Source organism: Streptococcus oralis subsp. tigurinus, assembly GCF_002356415.1.
In the GTDB taxonomy this organism is placed as follows: Bacteria; Bacillota; Bacilli; order Lactobacillales; family Streptococcaceae; genus Streptococcus; species Streptococcus oralis_F.
In genome coordinates this window covers 191,696-216,792 of record NZ_AP018338.1, presented here as the reverse complement: position 1 = coordinate 216,792, position 25,097 = coordinate 191,696, and the positions used below count along the sequence as shown (strand labels likewise).

41 protein-coding genes are annotated in these 25,097 nt (G+C 40.4%); 4 read left to right on the top strand and 37 right to left on the bottom strand.

What is annotated here, in order from left to right:
* The first annotated feature begins 178 nt into the window (after positions 1–178).
* The 4 genes from STO1_RS01170 (at position 179) to STO1_RS01155 (ending at position 5,180) form a co-directional block, all read left to right on the top strand.
* Positions 179–1,219: an ABC transporter substrate-binding protein gene (locus STO1_RS01170; RefSeq protein ID WP_096421613.1), complete on the top strand. Its 1,041-nt coding sequence runs from the start codon at positions 179–181 to the stop codon at positions 1,217–1,219.
* A gap of 162 nt (positions 1,220–1,381) precedes the next feature.
* Positions 1,382–2,428, top strand: a complete 1,047-nt coding sequence (locus STO1_RS01165) for an ABC transporter substrate-binding protein (RefSeq protein ID WP_007520793.1) — start codon at positions 1,382–1,384, stop codon at positions 2,426–2,428.
* A 12-nt stretch (positions 2,429–2,440) separates the two neighbouring features.
* Positions 2,441–3,532 carry an ABC transporter ATP-binding protein gene (locus tag STO1_RS01160; protein WP_007520794.1) on the top strand — a complete coding sequence of 364 codons (1,092 nt, stop codon included), beginning with the start codon at positions 2,441–2,443 and terminating at the stop codon, positions 3,530–3,532.
* Positions 3,522–5,180 (top strand): ABC transporter permease, encoded by a 1,659-nt coding sequence (locus tag STO1_RS01155; RefSeq protein WP_096421611.1) that lies wholly within the window; start codon positions 3,522–3,524, stop codon positions 5,178–5,180. Before STO1_RS01160 ends, STO1_RS01155 begins: the two co-directional genes overlap by 11 nt.
* A 94-nt stretch (positions 5,181–5,274) precedes the next feature.
* Here the strand turns inward: STO1_RS01155 and STO1_RS01150 are convergent, their stop codons facing one another.
* The 37 genes from STO1_RS01150 to STO1_RS00970 form a co-directional block, all read right to left on the bottom strand.
* Positions 5,275–5,976: a histidine phosphatase family protein gene (locus STO1_RS01150; protein ID WP_096421609.1), complete on the bottom strand. Its 702-nt coding sequence runs from the start codon at positions 5,974–5,976 to the stop codon at positions 5,275–5,277.
* Between the two features lie 236 nt (positions 5,977–6,212).
* Positions 6,213–7,550 carry a PFL family protein gene (locus STO1_RS01145; RefSeq protein WP_096421607.1) on the bottom strand — a complete coding sequence of 446 codons (1,338 nt, stop codon included), beginning with the start codon at positions 7,548–7,550 and terminating at the stop codon, positions 6,213–6,215.
* Positions 7,551–7,559: 9 nt separating this feature from the next.
* The gene (locus STO1_RS01140; RefSeq protein ID WP_045617779.1) at positions 7,560–7,826 is read right to left on the bottom strand and encodes an ACT domain-containing protein; all 267 of its coding nucleotides are present in this window, start codon (positions 7,824–7,826) and stop codon (positions 7,560–7,562) included.
* A 262-nt stretch (positions 7,827–8,088) separates the two neighbouring features.
* Entirely contained in the window at positions 8,089–8,475 is a 387-nt protein-coding gene (gene rplQ, locus STO1_RS01135; RefSeq protein WP_000331493.1) for a 50S ribosomal protein L17, read from the bottom strand.
* 11 nt (positions 8,476–8,486) lie between these two features.
* Positions 8,487–9,422: a DNA-directed RNA polymerase subunit alpha gene (locus STO1_RS01130; RefSeq protein WP_000568993.1), complete on the bottom strand. Its 936-nt coding sequence runs from the start codon at positions 9,420–9,422 to the stop codon at positions 8,487–8,489.
* A 42-nt stretch (positions 9,423–9,464) separates the two neighbouring features.
* Positions 9,465–9,848 carry a 30S ribosomal protein S11 gene (gene rpsK / locus STO1_RS01125; protein ID WP_001118385.1) on the bottom strand — a complete coding sequence of 128 codons (384 nt, stop codon included), beginning with the start codon at positions 9,846–9,848 and terminating at the stop codon, positions 9,465–9,467.
* A 17-nt stretch (positions 9,849–9,865) separates the two neighbouring features.
* Entirely contained in the window at positions 9,866–10,231 is a 366-nt protein-coding gene (gene rpsM / locus STO1_RS01120) for a 30S ribosomal protein S13 (protein ID WP_000090786.1), read from the bottom strand.
* Positions 10,232–10,248: 17 nt separating this feature from the next.
* On the bottom strand, positions 10,249–10,365 hold the full coding sequence (gene rpmJ, locus STO1_RS01115) for a 50S ribosomal protein L36 (protein WP_001808836.1): 117 nt from the start codon (positions 10,363–10,365) through the stop codon (positions 10,249–10,251).
* A 24-nt stretch (positions 10,366–10,389) separates the two neighbouring features.
* Positions 10,390–10,608, bottom strand: coding sequence for a translation initiation factor IF-1 (infA, locus tag STO1_RS01110; RefSeq protein ID WP_001029883.1), 219 nt, complete (start codon positions 10,606–10,608; stop codon positions 10,390–10,392).
* Between the two features lie 116 nt (positions 10,609–10,724).
* Positions 10,725–11,363, bottom strand: coding sequence for an adenylate kinase (locus STO1_RS01105; RefSeq protein ID WP_084852761.1), 639 nt, complete (start codon positions 11,361–11,363; stop codon positions 10,725–10,727).
* Positions 11,364–11,519: 156 nt separating this feature from the next.
* Positions 11,520–12,830: a preprotein translocase subunit SecY gene (gene secY, locus STO1_RS01100; RefSeq protein WP_000465390.1), complete on the bottom strand. Its 1,311-nt coding sequence runs from the start codon at positions 12,828–12,830 to the stop codon at positions 11,520–11,522.
* A 12-nt stretch (positions 12,831–12,842) separates the two neighbouring features.
* The gene (rplO, locus tag STO1_RS01095; RefSeq protein WP_000766094.1) at positions 12,843–13,283 is read right to left on the bottom strand and encodes a 50S ribosomal protein L15; all 441 of its coding nucleotides are present in this window, start codon (positions 13,281–13,283) and stop codon (positions 12,843–12,845) included.
* 144 nt (positions 13,284–13,427) lie between these two features.
* Complete coding sequence (rpmD, locus tag STO1_RS01090; protein ID WP_000057241.1) at positions 13,428–13,610, bottom strand: 50S ribosomal protein L30; 183 nt, start codon at positions 13,608–13,610, stop codon at positions 13,428–13,430.
* 13 nt (positions 13,611–13,623) lie between these two features.
* Positions 13,624–14,118, bottom strand: a complete 495-nt coding sequence (gene rpsE, locus STO1_RS01085) for a 30S ribosomal protein S5 (protein WP_000874197.1) — start codon at positions 14,116–14,118, stop codon at positions 13,624–13,626.
* Between the two features lie 17 nt (positions 14,119–14,135).
* Positions 14,136–14,492 carry a 50S ribosomal protein L18 gene (gene rplR, locus STO1_RS01080; protein WP_000624044.1) on the bottom strand — a complete coding sequence of 119 codons (357 nt, stop codon included), beginning with the start codon at positions 14,490–14,492 and terminating at the stop codon, positions 14,136–14,138.
* A gap of 83 nt (positions 14,493–14,575) precedes the next feature.
* Entirely contained in the window at positions 14,576–15,112 is a 537-nt protein-coding gene (gene rplF, locus STO1_RS01075; RefSeq protein WP_096421605.1) for a 50S ribosomal protein L6, read from the bottom strand.
* Between the two features lie 62 nt (positions 15,113–15,174).
* The gene (locus STO1_RS01070) at positions 15,175–15,354 is read right to left on the bottom strand and encodes a hypothetical protein (RefSeq protein WP_000648250.1); all 180 of its coding nucleotides are present in this window, start codon (positions 15,352–15,354) and stop codon (positions 15,175–15,177) included.
* Positions 15,355–15,520: 166 nt separating this feature from the next.
* A complete protein-coding gene (gene rpsH / locus STO1_RS01065) occupies positions 15,521–15,919 on the bottom strand; it encodes a 30S ribosomal protein S8 (protein ID WP_096421603.1) in 399 nt (132 codons plus the stop codon).
* Between the two features lie 213 nt (positions 15,920–16,132).
* On the bottom strand, positions 16,133–16,318 hold the full coding sequence (locus tag STO1_RS01060; RefSeq protein WP_001085697.1) for a type Z 30S ribosomal protein S14: 186 nt from the start codon (positions 16,316–16,318) through the stop codon (positions 16,133–16,135).
* Between the two features lie 17 nt (positions 16,319–16,335).
* A complete protein-coding gene (gene rplE, locus STO1_RS01055) occupies positions 16,336–16,878 on the bottom strand; it encodes a 50S ribosomal protein L5 (RefSeq protein WP_000013542.1) in 543 nt (180 codons plus the stop codon).
* Positions 16,879–16,901: 23 nt separating this feature from the next.
* On the bottom strand, positions 16,902–17,207 hold the full coding sequence (gene rplX, locus STO1_RS01050; protein WP_000497691.1) for a 50S ribosomal protein L24: 306 nt from the start codon (positions 17,205–17,207) through the stop codon (positions 16,902–16,904).
* Between the two features lie 183 nt (positions 17,208–17,390).
* Positions 17,391–17,759, bottom strand: coding sequence for a 50S ribosomal protein L14 (gene rplN, locus STO1_RS01045; protein ID WP_000616547.1), 369 nt, complete (start codon positions 17,757–17,759; stop codon positions 17,391–17,393).
* 25 nt (positions 17,760–17,784) lie between these two features.
* Complete coding sequence (rpsQ, locus tag STO1_RS01040) at positions 17,785–18,045, bottom strand: 30S ribosomal protein S17 (protein WP_000440801.1); 261 nt, start codon at positions 18,043–18,045, stop codon at positions 17,785–17,787.
* A gap of 24 nt (positions 18,046–18,069) precedes the next feature.
* Entirely contained in the window at positions 18,070–18,276 is a 207-nt protein-coding gene (rpmC, locus tag STO1_RS01035; RefSeq protein ID WP_000772918.1) for a 50S ribosomal protein L29, read from the bottom strand.
* Positions 18,277–18,285: 9 nt separating this feature from the next.
* Positions 18,286–18,699 carry a 50S ribosomal protein L16 gene (rplP, locus tag STO1_RS01030; RefSeq protein WP_000960947.1) on the bottom strand — a complete coding sequence of 138 codons (414 nt, stop codon included), beginning with the start codon at positions 18,697–18,699 and terminating at the stop codon, positions 18,286–18,288.
* 3 nt (positions 18,700–18,702) lie between these two features.
* On the bottom strand, positions 18,703–19,356 hold the full coding sequence (gene rpsC, locus STO1_RS01025; protein WP_096421601.1) for a 30S ribosomal protein S3: 654 nt from the start codon (positions 19,354–19,356) through the stop codon (positions 18,703–18,705).
* 12 nt (positions 19,357–19,368) lie between these two features.
* Positions 19,369–19,713: a 50S ribosomal protein L22 gene (rplV, locus tag STO1_RS01020; RefSeq protein WP_000818137.1), complete on the bottom strand. Its 345-nt coding sequence runs from the start codon at positions 19,711–19,713 to the stop codon at positions 19,369–19,371.
* Between the two features lie 11 nt (positions 19,714–19,724).
* On the bottom strand, positions 19,725–20,006 hold the full coding sequence (rpsS, locus tag STO1_RS01015; protein ID WP_000533766.1) for a 30S ribosomal protein S19: 282 nt from the start codon (positions 20,004–20,006) through the stop codon (positions 19,725–19,727).
* Between the two features lie 103 nt (positions 20,007–20,109).
* On the bottom strand, positions 20,110–20,943 hold the full coding sequence (gene rplB / locus STO1_RS01010) for a 50S ribosomal protein L2 (RefSeq protein ID WP_000512901.1): 834 nt from the start codon (positions 20,941–20,943) through the stop codon (positions 20,110–20,112).
* Between the two features lie 17 nt (positions 20,944–20,960).
* Complete coding sequence (locus STO1_RS01005) at positions 20,961–21,257, bottom strand: 50S ribosomal protein L23 (RefSeq protein ID WP_001055347.1); 297 nt, start codon at positions 21,255–21,257, stop codon at positions 20,961–20,963.
* Positions 21,257–21,880 (bottom strand): 50S ribosomal protein L4, encoded by a 624-nt coding sequence (rplD, locus tag STO1_RS01000; RefSeq protein ID WP_000024550.1) that lies wholly within the window; start codon positions 21,878–21,880, stop codon positions 21,257–21,259. Before rplD ends, STO1_RS01005 begins: the two co-directional genes overlap by 1 nt.
* Before the next feature lie 24 nt (positions 21,881–21,904).
* A complete protein-coding gene (gene rplC, locus STO1_RS00995) occupies positions 21,905–22,531 on the bottom strand; it encodes a 50S ribosomal protein L3 (protein ID WP_000160197.1) in 627 nt (208 codons plus the stop codon).
* An 82-nt stretch (positions 22,532–22,613) separates the two neighbouring features.
* Entirely contained in the window at positions 22,614–22,922 is a 309-nt protein-coding gene (rpsJ, locus tag STO1_RS00990) for a 30S ribosomal protein S10 (protein WP_001284513.1), read from the bottom strand.
* A 265-nt stretch (positions 22,923–23,187) separates the two neighbouring features.
* Entirely contained in the window at positions 23,188–23,814 is a 627-nt protein-coding gene (locus STO1_RS00985) for a uridine kinase family protein (RefSeq protein ID WP_096421599.1), read from the bottom strand.
* Positions 23,811–24,407 (bottom strand): anaerobic ribonucleoside-triphosphate reductase activating protein, encoded by a 597-nt coding sequence (gene nrdG, locus STO1_RS00980; protein WP_096421597.1) that lies wholly within the window; start codon positions 24,405–24,407, stop codon positions 23,811–23,813. Before nrdG ends, STO1_RS00985 begins: the two co-directional genes overlap by 4 nt.
* A 4-nt stretch (positions 24,408–24,411) precedes the next feature.
* Entirely contained in the window at positions 24,412–24,912 is a 501-nt protein-coding gene (locus STO1_RS00975) for a GNAT family N-acetyltransferase (RefSeq protein WP_096421595.1), read from the bottom strand.
* Between the two features lie 37 nt (positions 24,913–24,949).
* Positions 24,950–25,096 (bottom strand): hypothetical protein, encoded by a 147-nt coding sequence (locus tag STO1_RS00970; protein ID WP_061598879.1) that lies wholly within the window; start codon positions 25,094–25,096, stop codon positions 24,950–24,952.
* Position 25,097: the final 1 nt, after the last annotated feature.

Here is a 25,097-nt window from a genome sequence, read left to right as displayed (position 1 = left end):
TATTTTATACTTACCATCAAAATCCTATCCACAGTTCACGCATCCTTACTCTAGGAGCTTAATTCCTATTTTCTATTTTAGATTTCTTTAAGGTTTTTATTATATTCTGTAGGACTCTACAAATTATAAACGTTATAAAAGTTGTAGAGCAAAAACGTTCGTAAAAAAGGAGACTCTTATGAAAAAACTACTATTCTTTCTCTCTTGTGGTTGGATATTTCTTACTTTATCAGGATGTTCTTCAGCTATAGGAGCGGAAACTAGCACTGAAACAGATTCGAATAACACTTTGGTTGTATACTCGCCTAACCCTGAAGATCTTATCGAAGAAACAATCCCAGCCTTCGAAGAAAAATATGGCATCAAGGTTGACTTAGTCCAAGCTAGTACTGGTGAATTATTCAAGAAAGCAGAAGCTGAGAAAGAAGCTCCCGTAGCCGATGTCATTTTCGGAGGTTCCTACGCACTCTTCTCTTCTAACGAAAAACTCTTTGAGCCCTATATCTCCCAAGAAAACGACCAAATTATCCCTGAATATCAGAATAAAACAGGATTCTACACTCCATACACTCTTGATGTCAGTGTTCTAATTGTCAATTCAGCTTTAACTAAAGATATTAAAATTGAAGGCTATAATGATTTACTTAATCCTAAATTAAAAGGAAAAATTGCTACTGCTGATCCAAGTAATTCTTCTAGTGCCTTTGCTCAATTAACAAACATGCTTGTGGATCAAGGTGGCTATGAAAATGAGCAAGCTTGGACATATGTGAAAAATCTATTTAGCTTAGTAGACGGGAAAATTGCTTCTAGTTCTTCAAATGTCTACAAATCTGTCGCTGACGGAGAAATGGCTGTAGGACTTACCTATGAAGATCCTGCATTGAAACTCTTAAACGATGGCGTTGATGTAAAAGTCATTTATCCAAAAGAAGGAACCGTCTTTTTACCTGGTAACGCAGCTATTATCAAAAATGCCAAACACATGGAAAATGCTAAAAAATTTATCGATTTCCTTCTTTCTCAAGACATTCAGGATAAACTAGGAACTGAAACAACCATCAGACCCATTCGAAAAAATGCTAAAACCAATAAAAATATGAAATCAATGACAGAAATCAATATCGCTACTGAAGATTCAGATTATGTCATCCAAAATAAATCAGCTATTCTTAAAAAGTACAATGATATTTTTACAGATATCCAATCTAAAAAATAAAATTTGACTTTTCAATTATTAACTGTCGAACCCTACTATAAAATCAAAAAGATTACTTCCGTTTTTGTAGAGAATTTTACTCTAATAGAATAGAATTATTAGTTTTAAAAACGCTTACATTGTTTTAAAATAAACTTAAATAACATAACGGAGGTATCCATCATGAAAAAGAAATGGATGTATTATGCTGCTTGCGGACTAGCTCTTTTTGGTCTTGCTGCTTGTTCTTCTAATGAATCTGCCGATGACAGTTCATCTGATAAAGGAGACGGCGGTTCGCTAGTCGTTTATTCACCAAACTCAGAGGGCTTAATTGGAGCAACTATTCCTGCCTTTGAAGAAAAATATGGTATCAAAGTAGAACTGATTCAAGCTGGTACTGGAGAACTTTTCAAAAAACTAGAGTCAGAAAAAGAAGCTCCTGTCGCCGATGTCATCTTTGGTGGTTCTTATACACAATATGCTACCCACGGAGAACTCTTTGAAAACTATACTTCAAAAGAAAATGATAATGTTATCAAAGAATATCAAAACACAACTGGCTACTCTACTCCTTATACGCTAGATGGTAGTGTTTTAATCATCAACCCTGATTTAACTAAAGGCATGAACATTGAAGGATATAGTGACCTCCTCAAACCTGAACTAAAAGGAAAAATCGCAACTGCTGACCCAGCAAACTCTTCTAGCGCCTTTGCTCAATTAACAAATATGCTCCAAGCTCAAGGTGGCTACAAAGATGATAAAGCTTGGTCTTATGTAAAAGATCTCTTCACACTTATTGACGGTAAAATCGGTTCAAGCTCATCTGGTGTCTATAAAGCAGTAGCTGATGGAGAAATGGCTGTTGGTCTCTCTTATGAAGATCCAGCGGTTAAACTCTTAAATGATGGAGCTAACATCAAGGTAGTCTATCCAAAAGAAGGAACTGTTTTCTTACCAGCGAGTGCTGCTATCGTTAAAAAAGCTAAAAACATGGAAAATGCTAAGAAATTTATCGATTTTATTATCTCTCAAGAAGTACAAGATACCCTTGGTACAACCACTACTAACCGTCCTGTTCGTAAAAATGCTAAAACAAGCGAAAATATGAAACCAATTGACAAAATCAAAACACTCACTGAAGATTATGATTATGTTATCAAGAATAAATCAGATATCGTTAAGAAATACAACGAAGTCTTTACAGATATCCAATCTAAACAGTAAAAGAGGTTCACTATGAGTGAGATCAAAATTATTAACGCAAAAAAAATCTACCACGACGTCCCTGTTATTGAAAACTTGAATGTTACTATTCCCAAAGGAAGTCTCTTTACTCTCTTGGGACCTTCAGGTTGTGGGAAAACGACTCTTCTTCGTATGATTGCGGGTTTTAACAGTATCGAAGGTGGAGAATTTTACTTCGATGATACAAAAATCAATAATATGGAACCCAGCAAACGCAATATTGGAATGGTTTTCCAAAACTACGCTATTTTTCCACATTTGACTGTTCGAGATAATGTTGCTTTTGGTCTCAAGCAAAAGAAAGTTCCCAAAGAAGAATTGATCCAACAGACCAATAAGTATCTTGAACTCATGCAAATTGCTCAATATGCGGATCGAAAGCCAGATAAACTCAGTGGTGGACAACAACAACGTGTCGCCTTGGCACGCGCCTTAGCTGTTAATCCAAGTGTTCTCCTCATGGACGAGCCACTTAGTAATCTGGATGCCAAACTGCGCTTGGATATGCGTCAAGCCATTCGAGAAATTCAACACGAAGTGGGAATTACAACTGTTTATGTGACCCACGACCAAGAAGAAGCTATGGCTATTTCAGACCAAATTGCTGTTATGAAAGATGGGGTTATCCAACAAATCGGCCGACCAAAAGAACTCTATCATAAACCAGCTAATGAATTTGTTGCAACATTTATTGGTAGAACAAATATAATCCCTGCTCGTCTAGAAAAACAAGCTGACGGAGCTTACATAGTCTTTGAAGACGGCTATTCTCTTCGTATGCCAACTCTTGATCAAGTTGACGAGCAAAACATCCGTGTTAGCATTCGTCCTGAAGAATTTATCCGTGATGAAAATGGTCCAATCAATGGAACAATCACCGACAGTGTTTACCTTGGTCTTAACACTGAATACTTCATTGAAACTGGATTTGCTCCAAAACTTCAAGTAAGTGAAGAATCAACATTCGAAGAAGATTTAGAAAAAGGAGATTGTGTTCGTTTGAGAATCAATACTCAAAAACTCAATGTCTTCTCTGAAGACGGTTCGCGCAATCTCATAAAAGGAGTCAGCCATGGAACGTAAAAAACTAAATATTTGGACAGCCTCCTCTTTCTTCATCTTTCTTACCTATCTTGTCTTTCTCGTTTATCCTATCGTTACTGTTCTCAAGCAGGCACTCATACATGAAGGACAATTCTCACTAGCTAATTTTGTTACTTTCTTTAGTAAAGCATATTACTCTGAGACACTTGTCAACAGTTTCAAGGTTTCCATTACCGCTACTGTCACTTCCTTAGTTGTAGGAACCTTATTAGCTTATCTCTTCTCTATGTATGACTTCAAGGGGAAGAAATTTCTACAAATATTGATTATCATTGCTTCCATGTCAGCTCCTTTCGTGGGAGCCTACTCCTGGATTCTCTTGCTGGGACGAAATGGGGTTATCACTAAATTTCTGACAAATTCCCTTCATCTTCCAGCTATCGATATTTATGGATTCAAAGGAATTGTACTTGTCTTTACACTGCAACTATTCCCACTGGTATTTCTATACGTTGCTGGGACAATGAAAAGTATTGACAATTCTCTACTTGAAGCCGCTGAAAGCATGGGGTCCTTCGGATTTAAACGTATCGTAACGGTTGTTTTACCTCTCCTAGTTCCAACCTTACTAGCTGCTGCCTTGCTTGTATTTATGAGAGCATTCTCAGACTTTGGAACGCCTATGTTGATTGGTGAAGGATATAGGACTTTCCCTGTCCTGATTTATACCCAATTTATTAGCGAGGTTGGAGGAAATTCTGCTTTTGCATCTGCTTTAGCAATTATGGCGATTATCATTGCCTTAGCAATTTTCCTTATCCAAAAATACATTTCAAATCGCTACAGTTTCAGCATGAATTCGCTCCATCCAATCCAACCTAAAAAAACTACAAAAGGAAAAATGGCTGCTATTTATGCAACAGTCTACGGAATTATCTTGTTCTCTGTTCTACCTCAAGTCTACTTGATTTATACTTCTTTCCTAAAAACATCAGGTATGGTATTTGTCAAAGGCTATTCTCTAAACAGTTACAAGGTAGCTTTCAATCGCATGGGGTCTGCTATTTTCAATACCATTCGTATCCCTTTGATTGCCTTAGTTCTAGTTGTCCTATTTGCAACATTTATCTCCTACCTAGCCGTTAGAAAACGAAATTTGTTTACAAACTTAATTGACAGCCTCAGTATGGTACCTTATATCGTACCAGGAACTGTTCTCGGTATTGCATTTATCTCTTCTTTCAATACAGGAATCTTCGGAAGTGGCTTCCTTATGATTACAGGAACAGCCTTTATCCTAATCATGTCCTTATCTGTTAGAAGACTCCCATATACTATTCGATCTTCAGTAGCTAGCTTGCAACAGATTTCTCCGTTCATTGAAGAAGCTGCAGAAAGTTTAGGAAGTAGTCGTCTTAATACCTTTACTAAAATCACCACCCCAATGATGCTTTCAGGTATCATCTCAGGTGCAATCTTATCATGGGTAACAATGATTTCAGAACTTTCTACTTCAATTCTCTTATACAATGTTAAGACTAGAACAATGACTGTAGCTATCTACACTGAAGTACTTCGTGGAAATTATGGTGTGGCAGCTGCTTTGTCAACTATCCTCACTGTCTTGACAGTTACTTCATTATTACTATTTATGAAAATTTCTAAAAACAATAGCATTACCCTCTAGTTTTCCTCTATCAAAAACAGCCGAAAGGATATCCCTTGGCTGTTTTTTCTTATTTTGATATGGTTATCAAATCTCTAGTTTATAGCAAGCCGTTCTATTTTGACTGAATAGAGATTTCTCCCATCTTCTCACGCCCTAGTTCTCGGTAACTACGGTCACCAACGACATCGACTGTAAACTGACCGTTCTCGTATTCTAGAACGGTCACACTACCATTATCTAGACCATGCGGATGCATGCCATTGATGAGATAAACCATCGTACCAATGGTCATCCCGTGACTCACAACCAGGGCATTGCCACCACCTTGTTCTTCCATTTCTTTGGCAATCGTTTCGAAACCTTCTCTGATACGACCACTGAGTTTTTCCCAACCTTCAGCCCAACCAGCAGTATCAACCTCTACCAAACCTTCAGCTAGCTCCGCATAGGATAACTGATGAACATGATCCACCTTGAAAACACGAGGAATGACCCCCATAAAGAGATCCCCATCATAGGCCCCATCAAAACTACCAAAGCACCACTCACGGATTCGCTTATCCATGCGGTAAGGGATTTTCCCTTGTAAGCCCAGTTCTTCTAGGATAATTCCCATGGTCTGAATGGTACGCCCTGAATCACTGGAATAAGCTCGGTCAAACTGCAAACCAGACTCTCTCAAGCCAATTCCCAACTCATGAATTCCCAACTCACCTTCTGCAGTTAGAGGCGTATCACTCCATCCTTGAGCACGTCCAATCGTGTTAAACATGGTTTTCCCATGACGGACTAAGTACAATCTTACTTTAGACATTTTCTATCCTCCATTTTCTTCTATTATATCATGGATCAAAGAAATATTTGGCTTTCAAAAGCAAAGCTCCTTCTCCTAATTTTACCACAAGAAAAGCTACCCTCACGGTAGCTTCCCTAGGAGATTATTATGAAAAAGTTTAGGATTTCTATTAAATAAAGTTAGGAGGTCTTTATTTAATGATTATAGTATACACAGTCATCCTTAAACCCAACTTAAATCCTCTCTCTTTTTTATTAATTTTTAAAACTATGGATTGGAGCTGGAATTTGGCCACCACGAGAGATGAAATCAACAGACGATGCTCCGTTGACCTTCATAACTGGAGCTGTTCCTAGCAAACCACCGAACTCAATCATATCGCCTTCTTTGCCCTTTGGAATAATACGGACAGCCGTTGTTTTCATGTTAATAACACCGATTGCCGCCTCATCCGCAATCATAGCCGCAATGGTTTCAGCAGGCGTATCTTCCGGAATGGCAATCATATCCAGCCCAACAGAACAGATAGCCGTCATGGCCTCTAGTTTTTCTAAATTCAGAGAGCCATTTTGCACTGCAGCAATCATCCCCTCATCTTCAGAAACGGGGATAAAAGCACCTGACAAGCCACCGACTTGGTTACAAGCCATCACTCCGCCCTTCTTAACTTGGTCATTCAAAAGAGCAAGGGCAGCCGTCGTCCCATGCGTTCCTACTGTTTCTAGACCCATTTCCTCCAGTACTCGAGCCACAGAATCACCAACTGCCGGAGTTGGTGCCAAACTTAGGTCTACGATCCCAAAGTCGACTCCAAGCCGTTCACTTGCCATTTGACCAACTAACTGACCAATACGAGTAATCTTAAAGGCTGTTTTCTTGACCGTCTCAGCTACTACATCAAAGCTCTGTCCACGAACTTTCTCCAAGGCGCGCTTGACGACACCAGGGCCTGAAACTCCAACATTGATGATGACATCTGCTTCACCGACACCATGGAAGGCCCCCGCCATAAAAGGATTGTCCTCAACAGCATTAGCAAATACGACCAGCTTGGCTGCACCCATATCTGATAGCGCAGCTGTTTCCTTGACGATACGTCCCATATCAGCAATCGCAGTCATGTTGATACCTGACTTAGTTGAGCCAATGTTAACAGACGAACAAACCTTGTCTGTCTCAGCTAGAGCGCGTGGGATAGAATTGATGAGAATTTCATCTCCTTTTTGGTAGCCTTTTTGTACCAAAGCTGAGAATCCACCAATAAAGTCAACACCAATCTCCTTGGCAGCCTTGTCAAGTGCCTTTGCCAAAACAAGATAGTCTGTCGCATCAGTCGCAGCTCCAATCAAGGAAATTGGAGTCACCGATACCCGTTTATTAACAATAGGAATCCCAAGTTCTGCAGCAATTTCGTCTCCTACAGCCACTAAATTTGCAGCTTTAGTGGTGATTTTTTGGTAAATCTTTTCAGCAGCACGATTGATATCTGGATCAATACAGTCCAAAAGGGAAATCCCCATGGTGATGGTTCTGATATCGAAGTTCTGCTCCTCGATCATGGCAATGGTTTCTGTAACTTGTCTAATATCCATAGCCACCTCCTAGATATTATACATAGCGTCAAAAATCGCCGCACTTTGAATATTGATTTTGACATTCAAGGTCTGACCGAACGTTTCAAACTCATTTCGGAGAGTTGTAAAATCCTGTTTTTCATCACTAGATACGACTGCCATCATGGTAAAATACTCATCCAGTACTGTTTGAGAAATATCATCAATATTCAAACCCAATTCTGCAATTTTAGTAGACACGCCTGCAACAATACCAGCCTTGTCCTTGCCAACCACTGTAATAATAGCCTTCATTTTTAGACTCCCATTCTACGATTATTAGAAAACCTGAACGTTTTTGATTTTCTTTTTTCCTAGTATAGCATATTTCCATTGAAAATACTAAATAACGCCTGCTTACGAAGTTGTTCTTAAGAAAAAACAATTTCGTAAACAAGCGTCTACCCTATCAAATGATGATGAGTGTTCCCGCTAGGACCAAAGTCCCAGCGGTAGACCAGAGCTAGACTAAGAGCACACGACTCCATCATCATAACACTCAACAAAATTGATGATTTTATACTAATTCGATGATTGCCATTGGCGCAGCATCACCACGACGTGGTTCAGTTTTAAGGATACGAGTGTATCCACCGTTACGTTCAGCATAACGAGGTGCGATTTCTGAGAACAATTTTTGAAGTGCTGTAGTAGAAGTGTACTTATCAGTTGCTTCATCATAGTTTTCAGATGCGATTTCATTACGTACAAAAGCAGCTGCTTGACGACGTGCATGCAAATCACCACGTTTACCTAGAGTAATCATTTTTTCAACAGTTTTACGGATTTCTTTAGCACGAGCTTCAGTTGTCACGATTGATTCGTTGATCAAAAGGTCAGTTGTCAAATCGCGAAGCATTGCTTTACGTTGTGAGCTAGTGCGTCCTAGTTTACGGTAAGCCATGTATTCCTCCTTTATTTATCTTTTAATCCAAGACCCAAGTCAATGAGTTTGAGTTTCACTTCTTCCAAACTCTTGCGTCCAAGATTTCGTACTTTCATCATCTCTGCTTCAGATTTTTCTGTCAAATCATGCACAGTATTGATACCGGCACGTTTCAAACAGTTGTATGAACGCACAGACAAGTCCAGTTCCTCAATCGTCCGATCCAAAATACGATCGTCAGATTCAGTATCAGCTTCTTTCATCACTTCAGTTGACTTAGCAATCTCAGTAAGATTTGTAAACAAATCAAGATGTTCTGTCAAGATACGTGCTGAAAGCCCTAAAGCATCTTCTGGAATAATTGTTCCATTAGTCAAGATTTCAAGGGTTAATTTGTCAAATCCATCATTGCTACCTACACGAGCAGGTTCAACTTGATAGTTGACTTTTGTAACTGGTGTATAAATAGAATCTACAGCAAGTGTTCCAACTGGTGCATTATCTTTTTTATTTTCATCAGCAGGTACATATCCACGACCACTGTTAACAGTCATTGTCGCTTTTAGGGAAGAACCTTCTCCGATTGTAAAGAGATAATGATCTGGATTTACAATCTCAATATCACTGTCAGTCAAAATGTCTCCAGCTGTAATTTCAGCAGGACCTTCAACGTCAAGTTCAATGATTTTTTCGTCTTCAACGTATGATTTCACTGCAATCCCTTTAATGTTCAGAATGATTTGCATCACGTCTTCACGAACACCTGGAACTGTGTCAAACTCATGCAAGACACCTTCAATGTTGATAGATGTCACTGCTGCTCCTGGTAGAGAAGCTAGTAGTACACGACGAAGAGAGTTACCAAGAGTTGTACCGTAGCCACGTTCAAGTGGTTCGATTACAAACTTGCCATAATCTTTATTTTCATCAATTTTTGTTATATTTGGTTTTTCAAACTCAATCATTTAGTTACTCCCTCTTAAACGAAAAGCAGTGTAATGCGATGATTATACACGGCGACGTTTTGGAGGACGAGCACCATTGTGTGGCACTGGAGTCACATCACGAATTGCTGTTACTTCAAGACCAGCGGCAGCAAGCGCACGAATAGCTGACTCACGACCAGAACCTGGACCTTTTACAGTAACTTCAACTGATTTAAGACCGTGTTCTTGTGCAGATTTAGCAGCAGCTTCAGAAGCCATTTGAGCAGCGAATGGTGTAGATTTACGAGAACCTTTGAAACCAAGAGCACCAGCTGATGACCAAGCAATTGCATTACCATGCACATCAGTAATCATAACAATAGTGTTATTAAATGTAGCGTGAATATGAGCAATACCAGATTCGATATTCTTTTTCACACGACGTTTACGTGTTGGTTTAGCCAAGACTTTTACCTCCTATATTATTTTTTCTTACCAGCAATCGCAACAGCTTTACCTTTACGAGTGCGAGCGTTATTTTTAGTGTTTTGTCCACGGACAGGAAGTCCACGACGGTGACGAATACCACGGTATGAACCGATTTCCATCAAACGTTTAATGTTCAAGTTTACTTCACGACGAAGGTCACCTTCAACTTTGATTGCATCCACTTCACGACGGATAGCATCTTCTTGATCTGATGTAAGGTCACGTACACGAACATCTTCTGAGATTCCAGCAGCAGCCAAAATTTTCTTAGATGTTGAAAGTCCGATACCATAAACGTAAGTCAATGAGATTACTACGCGTTTGTCATTTGGAATGTCAACTCCAGCAATACGAGCCATGTTTTCTCCTTTCTATCTTATCCTTGACGTTGTTTGTGTTTTGGATTTGCTGGGCAAATTACCATAACACGACCATTACGACGAATTACTTTACAGTATTCGCAAATTGGTTTGACCGATGGTCTTACTTTCATTTCTTATCCCTCCAAGTTTTTCGATTATTTAAAGCGGTAAGTGATACGTCCACGTGTCAAGTCATATGGACTCATCTCGACAGTAACACGATCTCCCGCTAAAATACGAATATAGTTTTTACGAATTTTACCAGAAACTGTTGCTAAAATCTGATGTCCATTTTCAAGTTCAACCGTAAACATTGCGTTCGGCATTGTATCGACTACTTTGCCTTCAACTTCAATCACATCGTCTTTTGCCACGCAAAAGCACCTCCATAAATTTCGATTCGATGCCTCAAGACACAGAGGCAACAATTATAAGTCAGACTATCTCAGTATAACATTTGTCGCGATTTTTTGCAAGTATGAAAAACGCTTTATTTCAAATTTGTCAATACTTTTTCGATGTCTTTGAACACATCATTGATATCTTGATTTCCTTCGATATCGTGGACCAAACCTTTGGCACGATAGTGAGCAATGATTGGTTCACCTTGTGCAATATTCACATCCAAACGACGTTTAACTGTCTCTGGTTTATCATCTTCGCGTTGGTAGTAATCCTCTTCTTTGTAGTCAACTGGTGGATTGAAAACTTTGTGGAAAGTTTCACCTGTTTTGCGGTGAATGATACGGCCACTCAAGCGTTCCAAGAGACAGTCTGGATTCACTTCGATGTTAATCACACCTTCCAGTTCGATACCAAGTTCCGCCAATGTTTTGTCCAAGGCATGGGCTTGTTCAATCGTACGTGGGTAACCATCTAACAAGAAACCTGTTTCCTTGATGTCGTCCTGTGAAAGGCGTTCTTTAACGATTCCATTTGTAACTTCATCTGGAACCAACTCACCTTTGTCAATGTATGACTTGGCAAGTACACCCATTTCAGTTTGATTAGCCATAGCAGCACGGAACATGTCGCCTGTTGAGATATGTGCAACATGGAATTTCTCCACAATTTTAGCTGCTTGCGTTCCCTTACCTGCTCCAGGTAAGCCCATAATCAAAAGATTCATGATAGGATCTCCTTATTTTGTATTTAAATAGAAGCAGAAATCTATTTCAACCCCTATTTAAAAACAAAATAGAAGAGAGGAGATAAAAATCTGACAACGTCTTCGATTTTTACACTCCACTCTCTGAGCAATAGTCAATTTTATTTCCTATTACAACTATTCTGTTGTGTCTAAGAAACCAACATACTTACGTTTCAATAGATATCCTTCCAATTGTTTAATTCCTTCAATACCTGTCGAGATAATGATTAGTAGACTTGTTCCCCCAAAAGCAACAACTTCTGAAAGGCCAAATACATCTTTAGCTACGATAGGTAAGATAGAAATAACACCTAAGAAGAGAGAGCCGACAGTCGCAAGACGACGAAGAAGTTTCGACATGTATTCTTCTGTCCCTTTACCAGGACGGACCCCATGAATGTAGGCTCCACTCTTTTGCAAGTTTTCTGCTGCCTTCTCTGGATTGATCTGTACAAACGTATAGAAGAATGTAAAGAGAATGATCAACAAGGCATACATAGCAACACCTGTTGGAGATGTTGTAGATAACATTTCCTGTGCTGTACGTACCCAAGCCCAATCATGACCTGTAGCACTCAAAAATTGAAGGATAGCTGCAGGTGCTGCTGTAATGGAACTTGCAAAGATAACTGGGATAACCCCTGCTGGGTTTACCTTCAAAGGGAGGTATGAACTTGATGGGGCTCCTTGAGCAACTTTTGTATATTGGATTGGGATTTTATATTCTGCCTGTTGAACATATGTTGTAAAGTAAACAATCAACAAGACAGCGATAATCAAAATAACAACAAAGATAATAGATGAAGTCAATCGGCTACTTGGGATATTGACAAAGTAGTCAACATAGATACCCTTAATCATCTCAGGAATTGAAGCGACAATACCTGCAAAGATGATCATGGAAACACCATTACCATATCCTTTATCTGTAATTTGCTCCCCAAGCCAAGTTACTATCATACTACCTGCTGTTAGGATGATCCCAATGGTAACAAAGACTTGTGGAGTTAAATCTGTCGTTAATAATTTCGCTCCAGATAGAGTATTAAACCCTGCTGTAATCCCGATAGATTGAACAAATGCAAGCACCAGTGCAATATAACGAGTAGCCTGGTTTAGTTTTCTCCGTCCTACTTCCCCTTGTTTGCCCCATTCTACAAACTTCGGTAAAATATCCATTTGTAGCAATTGAACAACGATAGAAGCAGTGATGTACGGACTTACACCAAGTGCAAAAACGGAGAAGTTCTTCATGGCATTCCCTGAAACAAGACTAAGCATGTTTAAGAAAGATAAACCACTGAGAGCTTCTAAACTTTTTGCATTCACCCCTGGAACAGTAATACTTGTCCCAATACGGAAAACAAGAATGATAAAAATTGTAAAGAGAATTTTTGATCGAACTTGTTTAACCTTGAGAGCTTCTTTTAATAATTTAAAAAACATGGGTCACCTCTCTTAGATGACTTCTACAGAACCACCTTTAGCAGTGATAGCTTCCTCAGCTGATTTAGAGAATTTAGCCGCTTTAACAGTCAATTTCTTAGTCAATTCACCGTTACCAAGAATTTTAACTCCTGATTTTTCAGCTTTCACAATTCCTGCTTCGATAAGCACAACTGGAGTTACTTCTGCACCGTCTTCAAAGACGTTCAATTGGTCAAGGTTTACAATTGCGTATTCTTTAGCGTTGATGTTAGTGAATCCACGTTTTGGCATACGACGGAACAATGGAGTTTGTCCACCTTCAAAACCAAGGCGAACTCCGCCACCGCTACGAGCTTTTTGACCTTTTTGACCGCGTCCAGATGTTTTACCATTACCAGATGAAGTACCACGACCAACACGGTTACGTACTTTACGAGAACCTTCTGCAGGTTTCAATTCATGAAGTTTCATTATTGTTTTCTCCTCTTTTGTAAAATGCTAGCGCCGATAAGAGAGAAAAGGTTGTCTCCCTTATCAACTCGCCTATACATGGTCATCTTAGATGACTATATCTAGTTTTAGGGGATGAGTATTTCCACATCCCCTAAAGATTCATTAGTTTACTTCTTCAACTGTTACCAAGTGAGATACTGCAGTGATCATACCACGGATAGCAGCGTTGTCTTCTTTGATAACAGAGCTGTTCAATTTGCCAAGTCCAAGTGCTACAACAGTTTTACGTTGTGATGGAATGCGTCCGATTGGAGACTTAGTCAAAGTAATTTTAATTTGAGCCATTTTATCCCCTTTCTTATGCCAAATCAGAAACTGAGATACCACGAAGGGCAGCAACTTCTTCAGCGCGTTTCAATTGTTTCAAACCTTCAACAGTTGCGCGAACAATGTTGATTGGAGTGTTAGAGCCAAGTGATTTAGACGTAATATCTGCCACACCTGCCAATTCCACAACGGCACGAACTGCACCACCAGCGGCAACTCCAGAACCTTCTACAGCAGGTTTCAACAATACTTTAGCTCCACCGAATTCTGAAAGAACTTCGTGAGGAATTGTTGTTCCAACCATAGGTACTTCAATCAAGTTTTTCTTAGCATCATCTACTGCTTTACGGATTGCTTCTGGAACTTCTTGAGCTTTACCAGTACCAAATCCTACGCGACCATTGCGGTCACCAACAACAACAAGAGCTGCGAAACGAAGACGACGTCCACCTTTAACAACTTTTGTAACACGGTTGACAGCAACTACGCGTTCTTCAAATTCAACTGCATTGTCTTTAAATGCCATTTTCTAGTGTCCTCCTATTAGAATTTCAATCCGTTTTCACGAGCTGCATCAGCCAAAGCTTTCACACGTCCGTGATATAGATATCCACCGCGGTCGAACACCACTTCTGAAATACCTTTAGCGTTTGCACGTTCTGCAACGAGTTTACCGACAGCAACGGCTTGTTCAGTTTTAGTTCCTTTTGAAACTTCTTTGTCAAGAGTTGAAGCACTTGCGAGCGTTACACCCGCTACGTCATCAATCACTTGAGCGTAGATGCCTGTATTAGAACGGAATACGTTCAAACGTGGGCGATCAGCAGTTCCAGAGAGTTTTCCGCGAACGCGACGGTGGCGTTTTTGGCGGAGTTTGTTTTTATCTGGTTTAGAAATCACAGTTTTCACCTCTTTAGTTTTAAATCGCGTGCTATGCACAAAGTTGGAAAATAGGTTGGTGGTTGAAAATCAACCACTCAACATTATTTACCTGTTTTACCTTCTTTAAGACGAACGTATTCGCCAACGTAACGGATACCTTTACCTTTATATGGTTCTGGTGAACGAAGGCTACGTACGTAAGCAGCTGTTTGACCAACTACTTCTTTTGAAATTCCGTTAACAACGATTGTTGTTGGGTTTGGAAGTTCAAAGGTAATCCCTTCTGGAGCTTCAACTTCATCTGGATGAGATTTACCAACAGCCAAAACAAGTTTTGATCCTTGAAGTTGTGCACGGTAACCAACCCCACGCATTTCAAGTTCTTTCTTGAATCCTTCTGATACACCAATTACCATGTTATTCAAAAGGGCACGAGTAGTTCCGTGGATAGTTTTCATTTCTTTTGAATCGTTTGGACGGTGAAGAGTTACTTCAGTACCTTCCAAGCGAATTTCAATATCTTTTGAGAACTTACGAGTAAGTTCTCCTTTAGGTCCTTTTACAGTTACTACGTTGTCATTGTTAGTGACTTCAACACCAGCAGGCAACACGATAACTTTATTACCAATACGTGACATGTTTATTTTCTCCTGTTAAATTGTCAGGCCAGAATGGCCAGTTTTCACGGGGGGCATTCGGATTAGAGCAAACCTAGTTTCTTTCGAAAAGCTTTGACAAACTCCTGATATTCTGTCAATACATCAATAGCCGCAGGACTATAACCAATTTCACATAAAAGAGATACAAGGTCATCTTTTGACAATTCAGCCAAAGCGTCTTCTGCAACAATAAGTTTTTCATTCAATTCAGTAGCTTTCATCTTTTTCTCCTAAACTAATTTACTCTCTATTTAGCTGATCAGTAAATCAGCTAAATTGAACACGAGCTATGGTCTGTGTGAAAAAGACAAATCTTCCTAGAGTGTTAACACTCTTTGTCAGATTTCCTATTTTCACATTGCCCATGACGCTCTTTGTATCTTGATTTTACCAAACGTAAGCGATAACTTCTCCACCAACGTTTTTTTGGCGAGCTTCTTTATCAGTAAGCAAACCTTCAGAAGTTGAAAGGATAGCAATTCCAAGTCCGTTAAGAACTTTTGGAAGATCTTCACGTTTTTTGTAGACACGAAGTCCTGGTTTAGAAACACGTTTCAAGTTAGTGATAACTTTTTCACCGTTTGGTCCGTATTTAAGGAATACACGGATGATGCCTTGTTTGTCATCTTCGATGATTTCAACGTTTTTTACAAAACCTTCGCGTTTAAAGATTTCAGCAATCCCTTTTTTGATGTTTGATGCAGGTACTTCAAGTACTTCGTGTTTCGCTTGGTTAGCGTTACGAATACGAGTTAGGAAGTCTGCGATTGGGTCAGTCATAACCATTTTGTTTTTCTCCTCTTACTAGTAGTTTGCAAGTTGCACTTGCTAGTTAATGATTGAGCTGGGCTCAGATAGTATTGACACATTCAAATGAGAGAACTCTTATTTGAAAACGAGCTACAACCTGTGCAAAAAAGATAAATTTGTTTTGGGGCATCGCTCCTTCTCCAAATTTCCTATTTTTGCTGTGGTTGTTACGCTCTTTGTATCATGATATTACCAAGATGCTTTTGTTACACCAGGAATTTGTCCTTTGTAAGCTAATTCACGGAAGCAAACACGGCAAAGTTTAAATTTGCGGTAAACTGAATGTGGACGACCACATTTTTCACAACGAGTATAAGCTTGAGTAGAGAACTTCGCTGGACGTTTGTTCTTAGCAATCATTGATTTTTTAGCCATTAGATTTACCTCCTATATTATTTTGCAAAAGGCATTCCAAGGCCTGTAAGCAATGCACGTGACTCTTCGTCAGTGTTAGCAGTTGTTACGATAACGATGTCAAGACCACGAGTTTTGTCAACGTCATCAAAATTGATTTCTGGGAAGATCAATTGTTCTTTCACACCAAGAGTGTAGTTTCCGCGTCCATCAAATGATTTTGTTGGAACACCGTGGAAGTCACGCACACGTGGAAGTGAAACTGAAACCAATTTATCCAAGAATTCATACATACGTTCACCACGAAGGGTAACTTTTGCACCGATCGCTACACCTTCACGAAGACGGAAGCCGGCGATTGATTTTTTAGCTTTAGTGATAAGTGGTTTTTGACCTGAGATAAGTGCCAATTCTTCAGCAGCTTTTTCAAGGCTTTTAGCGTTTGATACAGCTTCACCAACACCCATGTTCAAAACGATCTTATCTACTTTAGGCACAGCCATCACTGATGAGTAGTTGAATTGTTCTGTCAAAGCAGGAACTACTTCATTAAGATATTTTTCTTTTAAACGATTTGCCATTATACTTCTCCTTTCCTTCGTGATTAATCAAGCACTTCGCCTGATTTTTTGTTGTAGCGAACTTTTTTACCGTCTACAAATTTGTAACCAACACGACCAGCTACACCGTTCTTGTCCAAAACTTGGACGTTTGATACGTGGATAGCTGCTTCTTTCTCGATGATACCACCTTGAGGAAGCTCGTTAGTTGGACGTTGGTGTTTCTTAACGATGTTAACACCTTCAACGATAACTTTGTTTACTTTTGGAAGGGCAGTAAGGACAACAGCTTCTGTTCCCTTATCTTTACCAGCGATTACGCGAACTTTGTCGCCTTTTTTTACAAACATTAGGTTTCTCCTTGATTTTTCTTACGCCCACAAGGGCACCCTGGAGTCAATTCCAGGGGACTAGTTTGTTTGTTTTTACTCTACGAAAATCAAAGCAAATCTTCGTCAGTTTCAACTCACCTAACTCAAGTTATGCTTTCGTTTCACTTCCTAGACTTGTTTTAATTTTCTTTGAGCAATTTATTAAAGTACTTCTGGAGCAAGTGACACGATCTTCATGAAGCCACCTTCACGTAATTCACGTGCAACTGGACCAAAGATACGTGTTCCGCGAGGAGTTTTGTCATCACGGATGATAACTGCTGCATTTTCGTCAAACTTGATGTATGAACCATCAGCGCGACGAGCACCTGATTTAGTACGAACGATAACAGCTTTTACAACGTCACCTTTTTTAACCGCACCACCAGGAGTAGCTTGTTTTACAGATGCCACAATAACATCACCGATGTTCGCAAATTTACGTTTAGAACCACCAAGAACTTTGATAGTCAAGATTTCGCGTGCACCGCTGTTGTCTGCGACTTTCAAACGAGTTTCTGTTTGAATCATTTCAGTTTTCTCCTTTCAGGCTTGATTAGATGATAACCGCTTCTTCAACAACTTCTACAAGACGGAAACGTTTTGTAGCTGAAAGCGGGCGAGTTTCCATGATACGTACGATATCACCTTCTTTGGCAACATTGTTTTCATCATGTGCTTTGTATTTTTTAGAGTAGTTAATACGTTTACCATAGACTGGGTGGTTACGTTTTGTTTCAACTACAACTGTGATTGTCTTGTCCATTTTGTCAGATACAACACGTCCAACAAGAACTTTACGATTATTGCGTTCCATTGAAATTTCTCCTTCCCTAGTCTATTATTTCGCTTCAGATTGAACTGTTTTGATACGAGCGATTTGTTTTTTAACTTCTTTCAAGCGAGCTGTTTGTTCCAATTGACCAGTAGCAGCTTGGAAACGAAGTTCAAACAATTCTTTTTTCAATTCGTTTTCGCGCTTCGCGAGTTCTTCTTGAGAAAGACCACGAAGTTCTTTAACAAATTCTTTTACTTCATTAAGTTTCATGCCTTCTCCTTATTCTGCTTCACGTTTTACGAATTTAGTTTTAACTGGCAATTTGTGGCTAGCAAGACGAAGCGCTTCACGTGCAATCTCTTCAGATACACCAGCGATTTCGAACATCACTTTACCGCGTTTAACTGGTGCAACCCAACCTTCAGGTGCCCCTTTACCAGATCCCATACGCACACCGATAGCTTTAGCAGTGTATGATTTGTGTGGGAAGATTTTAATCCAAACTTTACCACCACGTTTCATGTAACGAGTCATGGCGATACGAGCAGCTTCGATTTGGCGGTTAGTAATCCAGTGGCTAGTTGTAGCTTGAAGACCGTATTCACCGAATGCTACTTCTTTTCCACCTTTTGCTTCACCGCGCATTTTTCCACGGAATTCACGACGGTGTTTAACACGTTTAGGTACTAACATTGGTTATTTACCTCCTTTAGTGTTTTTACGAGCTGGAAGAACTTCACCACGGTAGATCCATACTTTAACACCAAGTTTACCGTATGTAGTATCTGCTTCTTCCCAAGCGTAATCGATATCTGCACGAAGTGTGTGGAGTGGAACAGTTCCTTCTGAGTATCCTTCAGCACGGGCAATATCTGCACCGTTCAAACGACCTGATACTTGAGTTTTGATTCCTTTAGCTCCGGCACGCATTGCGCGTTGGATTGCTTGTTTTTGTGCACGACGGAAAGCAACACGTTGCTCCAATTGACGAGCAATGCCTTTACCTACAAGGTGAGCATCCAAATCAGGTTGTTTGATTTCGATGATGTTGATGTGTACTTGTTTTCCAGTCAATTTGTTAAGTTTTGCACGGAGTGCATCAACGTTAGCGCCACCTTTACCGATAACCATACCTGGTTTAGCAGTGTGAAGTGAAACGTTAACTTTGTTCACTGCGCGTTCGATTTCGATAGTTGAAACTGCTGCATCAGCAAGTTCTTTTTGAACGAATTTACGGATTGCAAGATCTTCATGAAGGTAATCCGCGTATTCTTTTTCAGCATACCATTTGGCATCCCAATCACGGATGATGCCGACACGCATACCAATTGGATGTACTTTTTGACCCACGATGTTACCTCCTTATTTTTCTGCAACAGCTACAGTGATGTGAGCTGTACGTTTGTTGATTGGTGAAGCTGAACCTTTCGCACGTGGACGAAAACGTTTCATAGTTGGTCCTTCGTTTGCGAATGCTTCAGATACTACCAAGTTAGCTTTATCCAAACCAAAGTTGTTTTCAGCGTTAGCTACAGCTGAATTCAAAACTTTCAAGATGATTTCAGCAGCTTTGTTTGGAGTGAATGTCAAGATTGCAATAGCGTCGGCTACGCTTTTACCACGAATATTGTCAAGAACAAGACGTGATTTACGAGGTGAAACACGTACTGTACGAGCCATTGCTTTAGCTGAAGTAATTTCTGCCATTTATGTTCTCCTTATTTTCTACGTGTTTTCTTGTCGTCTGCAGCGTGACCTTTGTAAGTACGAGTTGGTGCGAATTCACCAAGTTTGTGACCTACCATGTCTTCTTGGATGTAAACAGGTACGTGTTTACGTCCGTCATAAACTGCAATAGTGTAACCAATGAAACTTGGGAAGATCGTTGAACGACGTGACCAAGTTTTGATAACTTTTTTCTTTTCGTCGTTAGCTTGAGCTTCAACTTTTTTCATCAAATGCTCATCGACGAAAGGTCCTTTTTTAAGACTGCGTCCCATTTTTATGTTTTCTCCTTTAAATATTGTACCACAGCGGCTTGCGCTCACATGGAGCGCTACCGAGCTGGCGGATTCCCTAGTTGCTTAAGCGACTAGTTTACTATTATTTCTCGTTGCGACGACGAACGATAAGTTTGTCAGATTTCGCTTTCTTGTTACGAGTTTTAAGACCAAGAGCAGGTTTGCCCCATGGAGTAGATGGCGCTTTACGACCAACTGGTGCTTTACCTTCACCACCACCGTGTGGGTGATCGTTAGGGTTCATTACAGAACCACGAACTGTTGGGCGGATACCTTTCCAACGGCTACGTCCTGCTTTACCAAGGTTTACAAGTCCATGTTGTTCGTTTCCGACAACACCAACTGTTGCACGACAAGTTCCAAGAATCATACGTACTTCGCCAGATTGAAGACGAACAAGAACATATTTACCTTCTTGACCCAATACTTGAGCAGAAGCTCCAGCTGCACGCACCAATTCTCCACCACGACCTGGTTTCAACTCGATGTTGTGGATCAAAGTACCAACTGGAATGTTAGCAAGTGGAAGAGCATTTCCGACTTTGATATCTGCTTCTGGGCCTGAAACGATACGTTGACCAACCTCAAGACCTTTTGGAGCGATGATGTATGCTTTCACACCGTCTGTGTAGTGTACAAGAGCGATGTTTGCAGAACGGTTTGGATCGTACTCGATAGTTTTAACAACTGCTTCAACGTTGTCTTTGTTACGTTTGAAGTCAACCAAACGGTAGAAACGTTTGTGCCCACCACCTTGGTGACGAACAGTGATACGACCGTTGTTGTTACGACCAGCCTTGTTCTTCAAAGCAACAAGCAATGATTTTTCAGGAGCGCTTGTTGTGATTTCAGCGAAATCCAAAGAAGTCATATTACGGCGACCGTTTGTTGTTGGTTTATAAACACGAATTCCCACGATATTTCCTCCTTAGATTATTCAGCTTCAGCAGCAAACAACTCGATTGCTTTTGAATCAGCTGTAAGTGTGATGATAGCTTTTTTAGTTTTGTTAGTAAAACCAGTGTAACGTCCAACACGTTTAGCTTTAGGTTTTACGTTAATTGTATTGACATTTGCAACCTTAACACCTTCAAAAGCAGCTTCAACAGCTTGCTTAATCAAAAGTTTGTGCGCACGAGTGTCAACTTCAAATACATACTTTCCTGCTTCAAGTTGAGCCATTGAGCTTTCAGTGATAACAGGTTTTTTGATAACATCATACAAATTCATTATGCAAGAACCTCCTCGATTTTAGAGATAGCTGCTTGAGTAACAAGAAGTTTGTCACTATTTGCGATGTCAAGAACACTTGCAGTTGTAGCAGTCGCAACTTTCACGTTTGGAAGGTTACGAGCTGAAAGAGCTGCGAATTCGTTTCCTTCTTCAAGAATAACAAGGACTTTAGAATCGATGCTCAAAGCTGCAAGAACTTTTGCAAATTCAGCAGTTTTTGGAGCTGTAAATTCAAGAGAATCAACGGCTACAAATTTGTTTTCAGCAACTTTTTCTGAGTAAACAGATTTAAGCGCAAGGCGACGAACTTTTTGAGGAAGTTTGTACGCATAGCTACGTGGAGTTGGTCCGAAGACAGTTCCACCACCACGCCATTGTGGAGAGCGGATAGAACCTTGACGAGCACGTCCAGTTCCTTTTTGACGCCATGGTTTGCGTCCACCACCTGAAACAGCTGAGCGATTTTTAACTGCGTGAGTTCCTTGACGAAGGCTAGCACGTTGGCTGATGATCACATCAAACACAACAGATTGGTTTGGTTCAATACCAAAGATTGCATCGTTAAGAACAACTTCGCCAGCTTGTTTACCAGTTTGGTCGAATAATGTTACATTTGCCATTTTGACTGTATTCCCCTTTCCTTATTATTTACCAGCTTTAACTGCTGACTTGATGGTGATAAGAGATTTCTTAGCACCTGGTACGTTACCTTTGATAAGGATAACGTTCTTTTCTGGAACAACTTGTACAACTTCAAGGTTTTGAATTGTCACGCGGTCGCCACCCATACGTCCTGCAAGGTTTTTACCTTTGAACACGCGGTTAGGTGCAACAGGTCCCATAGAACCTGGACGACGGTGGTAACGAGAACCGTGAGCCATTGGTCCACGTGATTGCCCATGGCGCTTGATAACACCTTGGAAACCTTTACCTTTAGAAGTACCAGTTACGTCAACAACGTCTCCAGCTGCGAATGTTTCAACTGTGATTTCAGCACCAACTTCCAAGCCTTCAACGTTTTTGAATTCACGAATGAAGCGCTTAGGAGCCGTGTTAGCTTTCGCTACATGTCCTTTAGCAGGTTTGTTGCTCAATACTTCGCGTTTGTCGTCAAAACCAACTTGGATAGCGTTGTATCCGTCTGTTTCAACAGTTTTAACTTGAAGAACAACGTTTGGAGTTGCTTCAATAACTGTTACAGGGATCAATTCGCCAGCTTCAGTGAAGATTTGAGTCATTCCCACTTTTTTCCCTAAGATTCCTTTTGTCATGAGAAAATAGTTCCTTTTCTATATTTTTTATTCAAAAAGTTTTTAACGAGCGTTTTTTATGCTCGAGGTATCAAGCTTTAAATTAAAGTTTGATTTCTACGTTTACACCACTTGGAAGATCCAATTTCATCAACGCATCAACTGTTTTTTGAGTTGGGTTAACGATATCGATCAAACGTTTGTGTGTACGCATTTCAAATTGTTCGCGAGAGTCTTTGTATTTGTGAGTCGCACGAATGATTGTGTAGAGGCTACGCTCAGTTGGAAGTGGGATTGGACCCGCAACTTGTGCACCTGTACGAGTAGCTGATTCTACGATTTTTGCAGCCGCTGTGTCAAGCGTACGGTGTTCGTAAGCTTTCAAACGGATACGGATTTTTTTGTTTGCCATCTTTTTCTCCTTTTCGTCTATTTAAGATAATAGGCTAGCTCCACAAGAAAACCGACGCGCGTTGCGTGGCAATGCAACCGAGCGTGTCGCAACCTCTTGCATCAAAGCTAAGGCTGTAATTTACAGCACCATAATAGAATAACACAAAGCCCCTGCGATTGCAAGGGATTTGTTAGGTTTTTTTCGTTTTTTTAGGATGAAACTGTTTTCCTATTTCATCTTTCTAAGATTACTGATTTACGTCTATAAAAATCAATCTTTTCTTCTATATAATGTGTGTCATTTTGACCTTGAATTTATCTTGCGATTGATCCACTAAGATATCCGCTTTAGACTCGTTTTCTCTATAGTATCGCAGATACTGCTCCCGTCTCATTTGATGGCTAGCTAGTACAAAGGAAGCATTGCGATTTCTCATAATCGTATCTCGAGCTAGACGCCTTTTTATTTCTGTTTCTTCGTCCGCGTAGAAGCAGATGGTTTTGTCAAAGAGTTCCTTGGGTAGGAACCCCACAGACATCCCTTCAACAATCAGAATCGGTTTGGCTCCAGATAAGATCTCGCTAGCCTTCCAAGGTTCATCGATTGTTAAGACATCCATATCTGCCTGCAAAGCGAGAATATCTCTCTGCAAACTTGCCAATTCATGCGCCACTGGCAAACAAGCTGTCACCTTTTGATCAAGTGCTTGCTTTGGTACTACCAGGTGACGTTCTGAGGTGATATAGGGGTCTGTTTCTAGTAGGTTTACTTTTTCAGCATCTAGGGCTTGAAACAATTCTTGAGCAAAGGTAGACTTACCTGACGCTCCGTGACCGTAGATCCCCAGTGTTTTGACTTTTCCAGTTTCGATCTCTGAGACCAGTTGGTCTATTAAGTCTTTTTTCTTCATTCTCTCTTCACCTGTTCATAGCTTTCTTTTCCGTCATTGAGCTTGTCCCAAATCACTACTTGACCACTTTTGAGGGATTTTTGCACATCGATAATTCGTTGATTAGAAGACCCTCGAAACTGGAGCATAAGATTGCGCTTGCTTTTGTCATACCGTCCATCGACAAGGATGTCAATCAATGATAAGAGTTCCAGTTTATCTGGAGTCTCCAGCATCATTTCCTCCCAAGTGTAGCCGGTCCATGACCAGATGTCTTTGTCTGGCAATTCCTTTCGAATGCGTTTAACGAGTGGTAAGAGAATGCCCGTATTAAGAAAGGGCTCTCCTCCTAGCAAGGTCAAGCCTTGAACATAGGGCTGGGCAAGGTCTTCCATGATCTGTTCTTCTAACTCTGGCGTATAGGGAATGCCTGCGTTGAAAGACCAAGTCGCAACATTATAGCACCCCTCGCAGTGGAACATACAGCCTGCGACATAGAGGGAGTTGCGCACGCCTTCTCCATCCACAAAGTTAAAGGCCTTGTAGTCAATGATTCGCCCTTTACTAAGTTCCTCACTTTTCCATTCACCTGGTTTTGGTGTATTCCATGTCATCCTTCTACTCCAAATCTATCCAGTAACGTTCTACGCCATTGCGAACACCCTCAAACGCCCCATCATTTGCCACAATCACCGCTCTACTAGCTGGGTTTTCCGCACTACAGGTCACAAGCGCTTTTTTGATGTTCTTTTCCTTGGCAACTTGCAGGCCTTGTCTGAGTGATTCTTTCGCATAACCTTTGCCTCTTTCAGATGGACGAATGGAGTAGCCAATATGGCCCCCATTTTCTAGTAAGTAGTCATTTAATCGGAGACGAAGGTTGAGAAAGCCAAGAGCCTGGCCTGCTACGTCAAAACTAACCAGCTGGATAGCAGGAACCCAGTTTTCAGGAATATTGAGTCCCGCTTCCGCTTGAAGATTATCTTCTAGCCACTCTTCATAAACAAAATTGTTGGCGTTCCAAAACCCACCATCGTGGGCTGATTGAGTCTGTTCAAACTCTGCCATCATCTCTAAAACTGTTTCTTTATCTGCCAATGTTGGCCTGCGTAGTATCATTTTCACCTCCAATTAAGAGAAAAGCGAGAGCGGACTCTCACTTTTCTTTTTTCTTGTTCTTGTTTAAAAACTGTTCTCTAAGATTGAGCAAGCGTTCTTTTTTGCCCGTCCCACCTTTAGAATGTTTTTCATGATAACGAGTCACTTGAGCGCGTCCCTTATCATCCAATTGGTATTTCCCCATT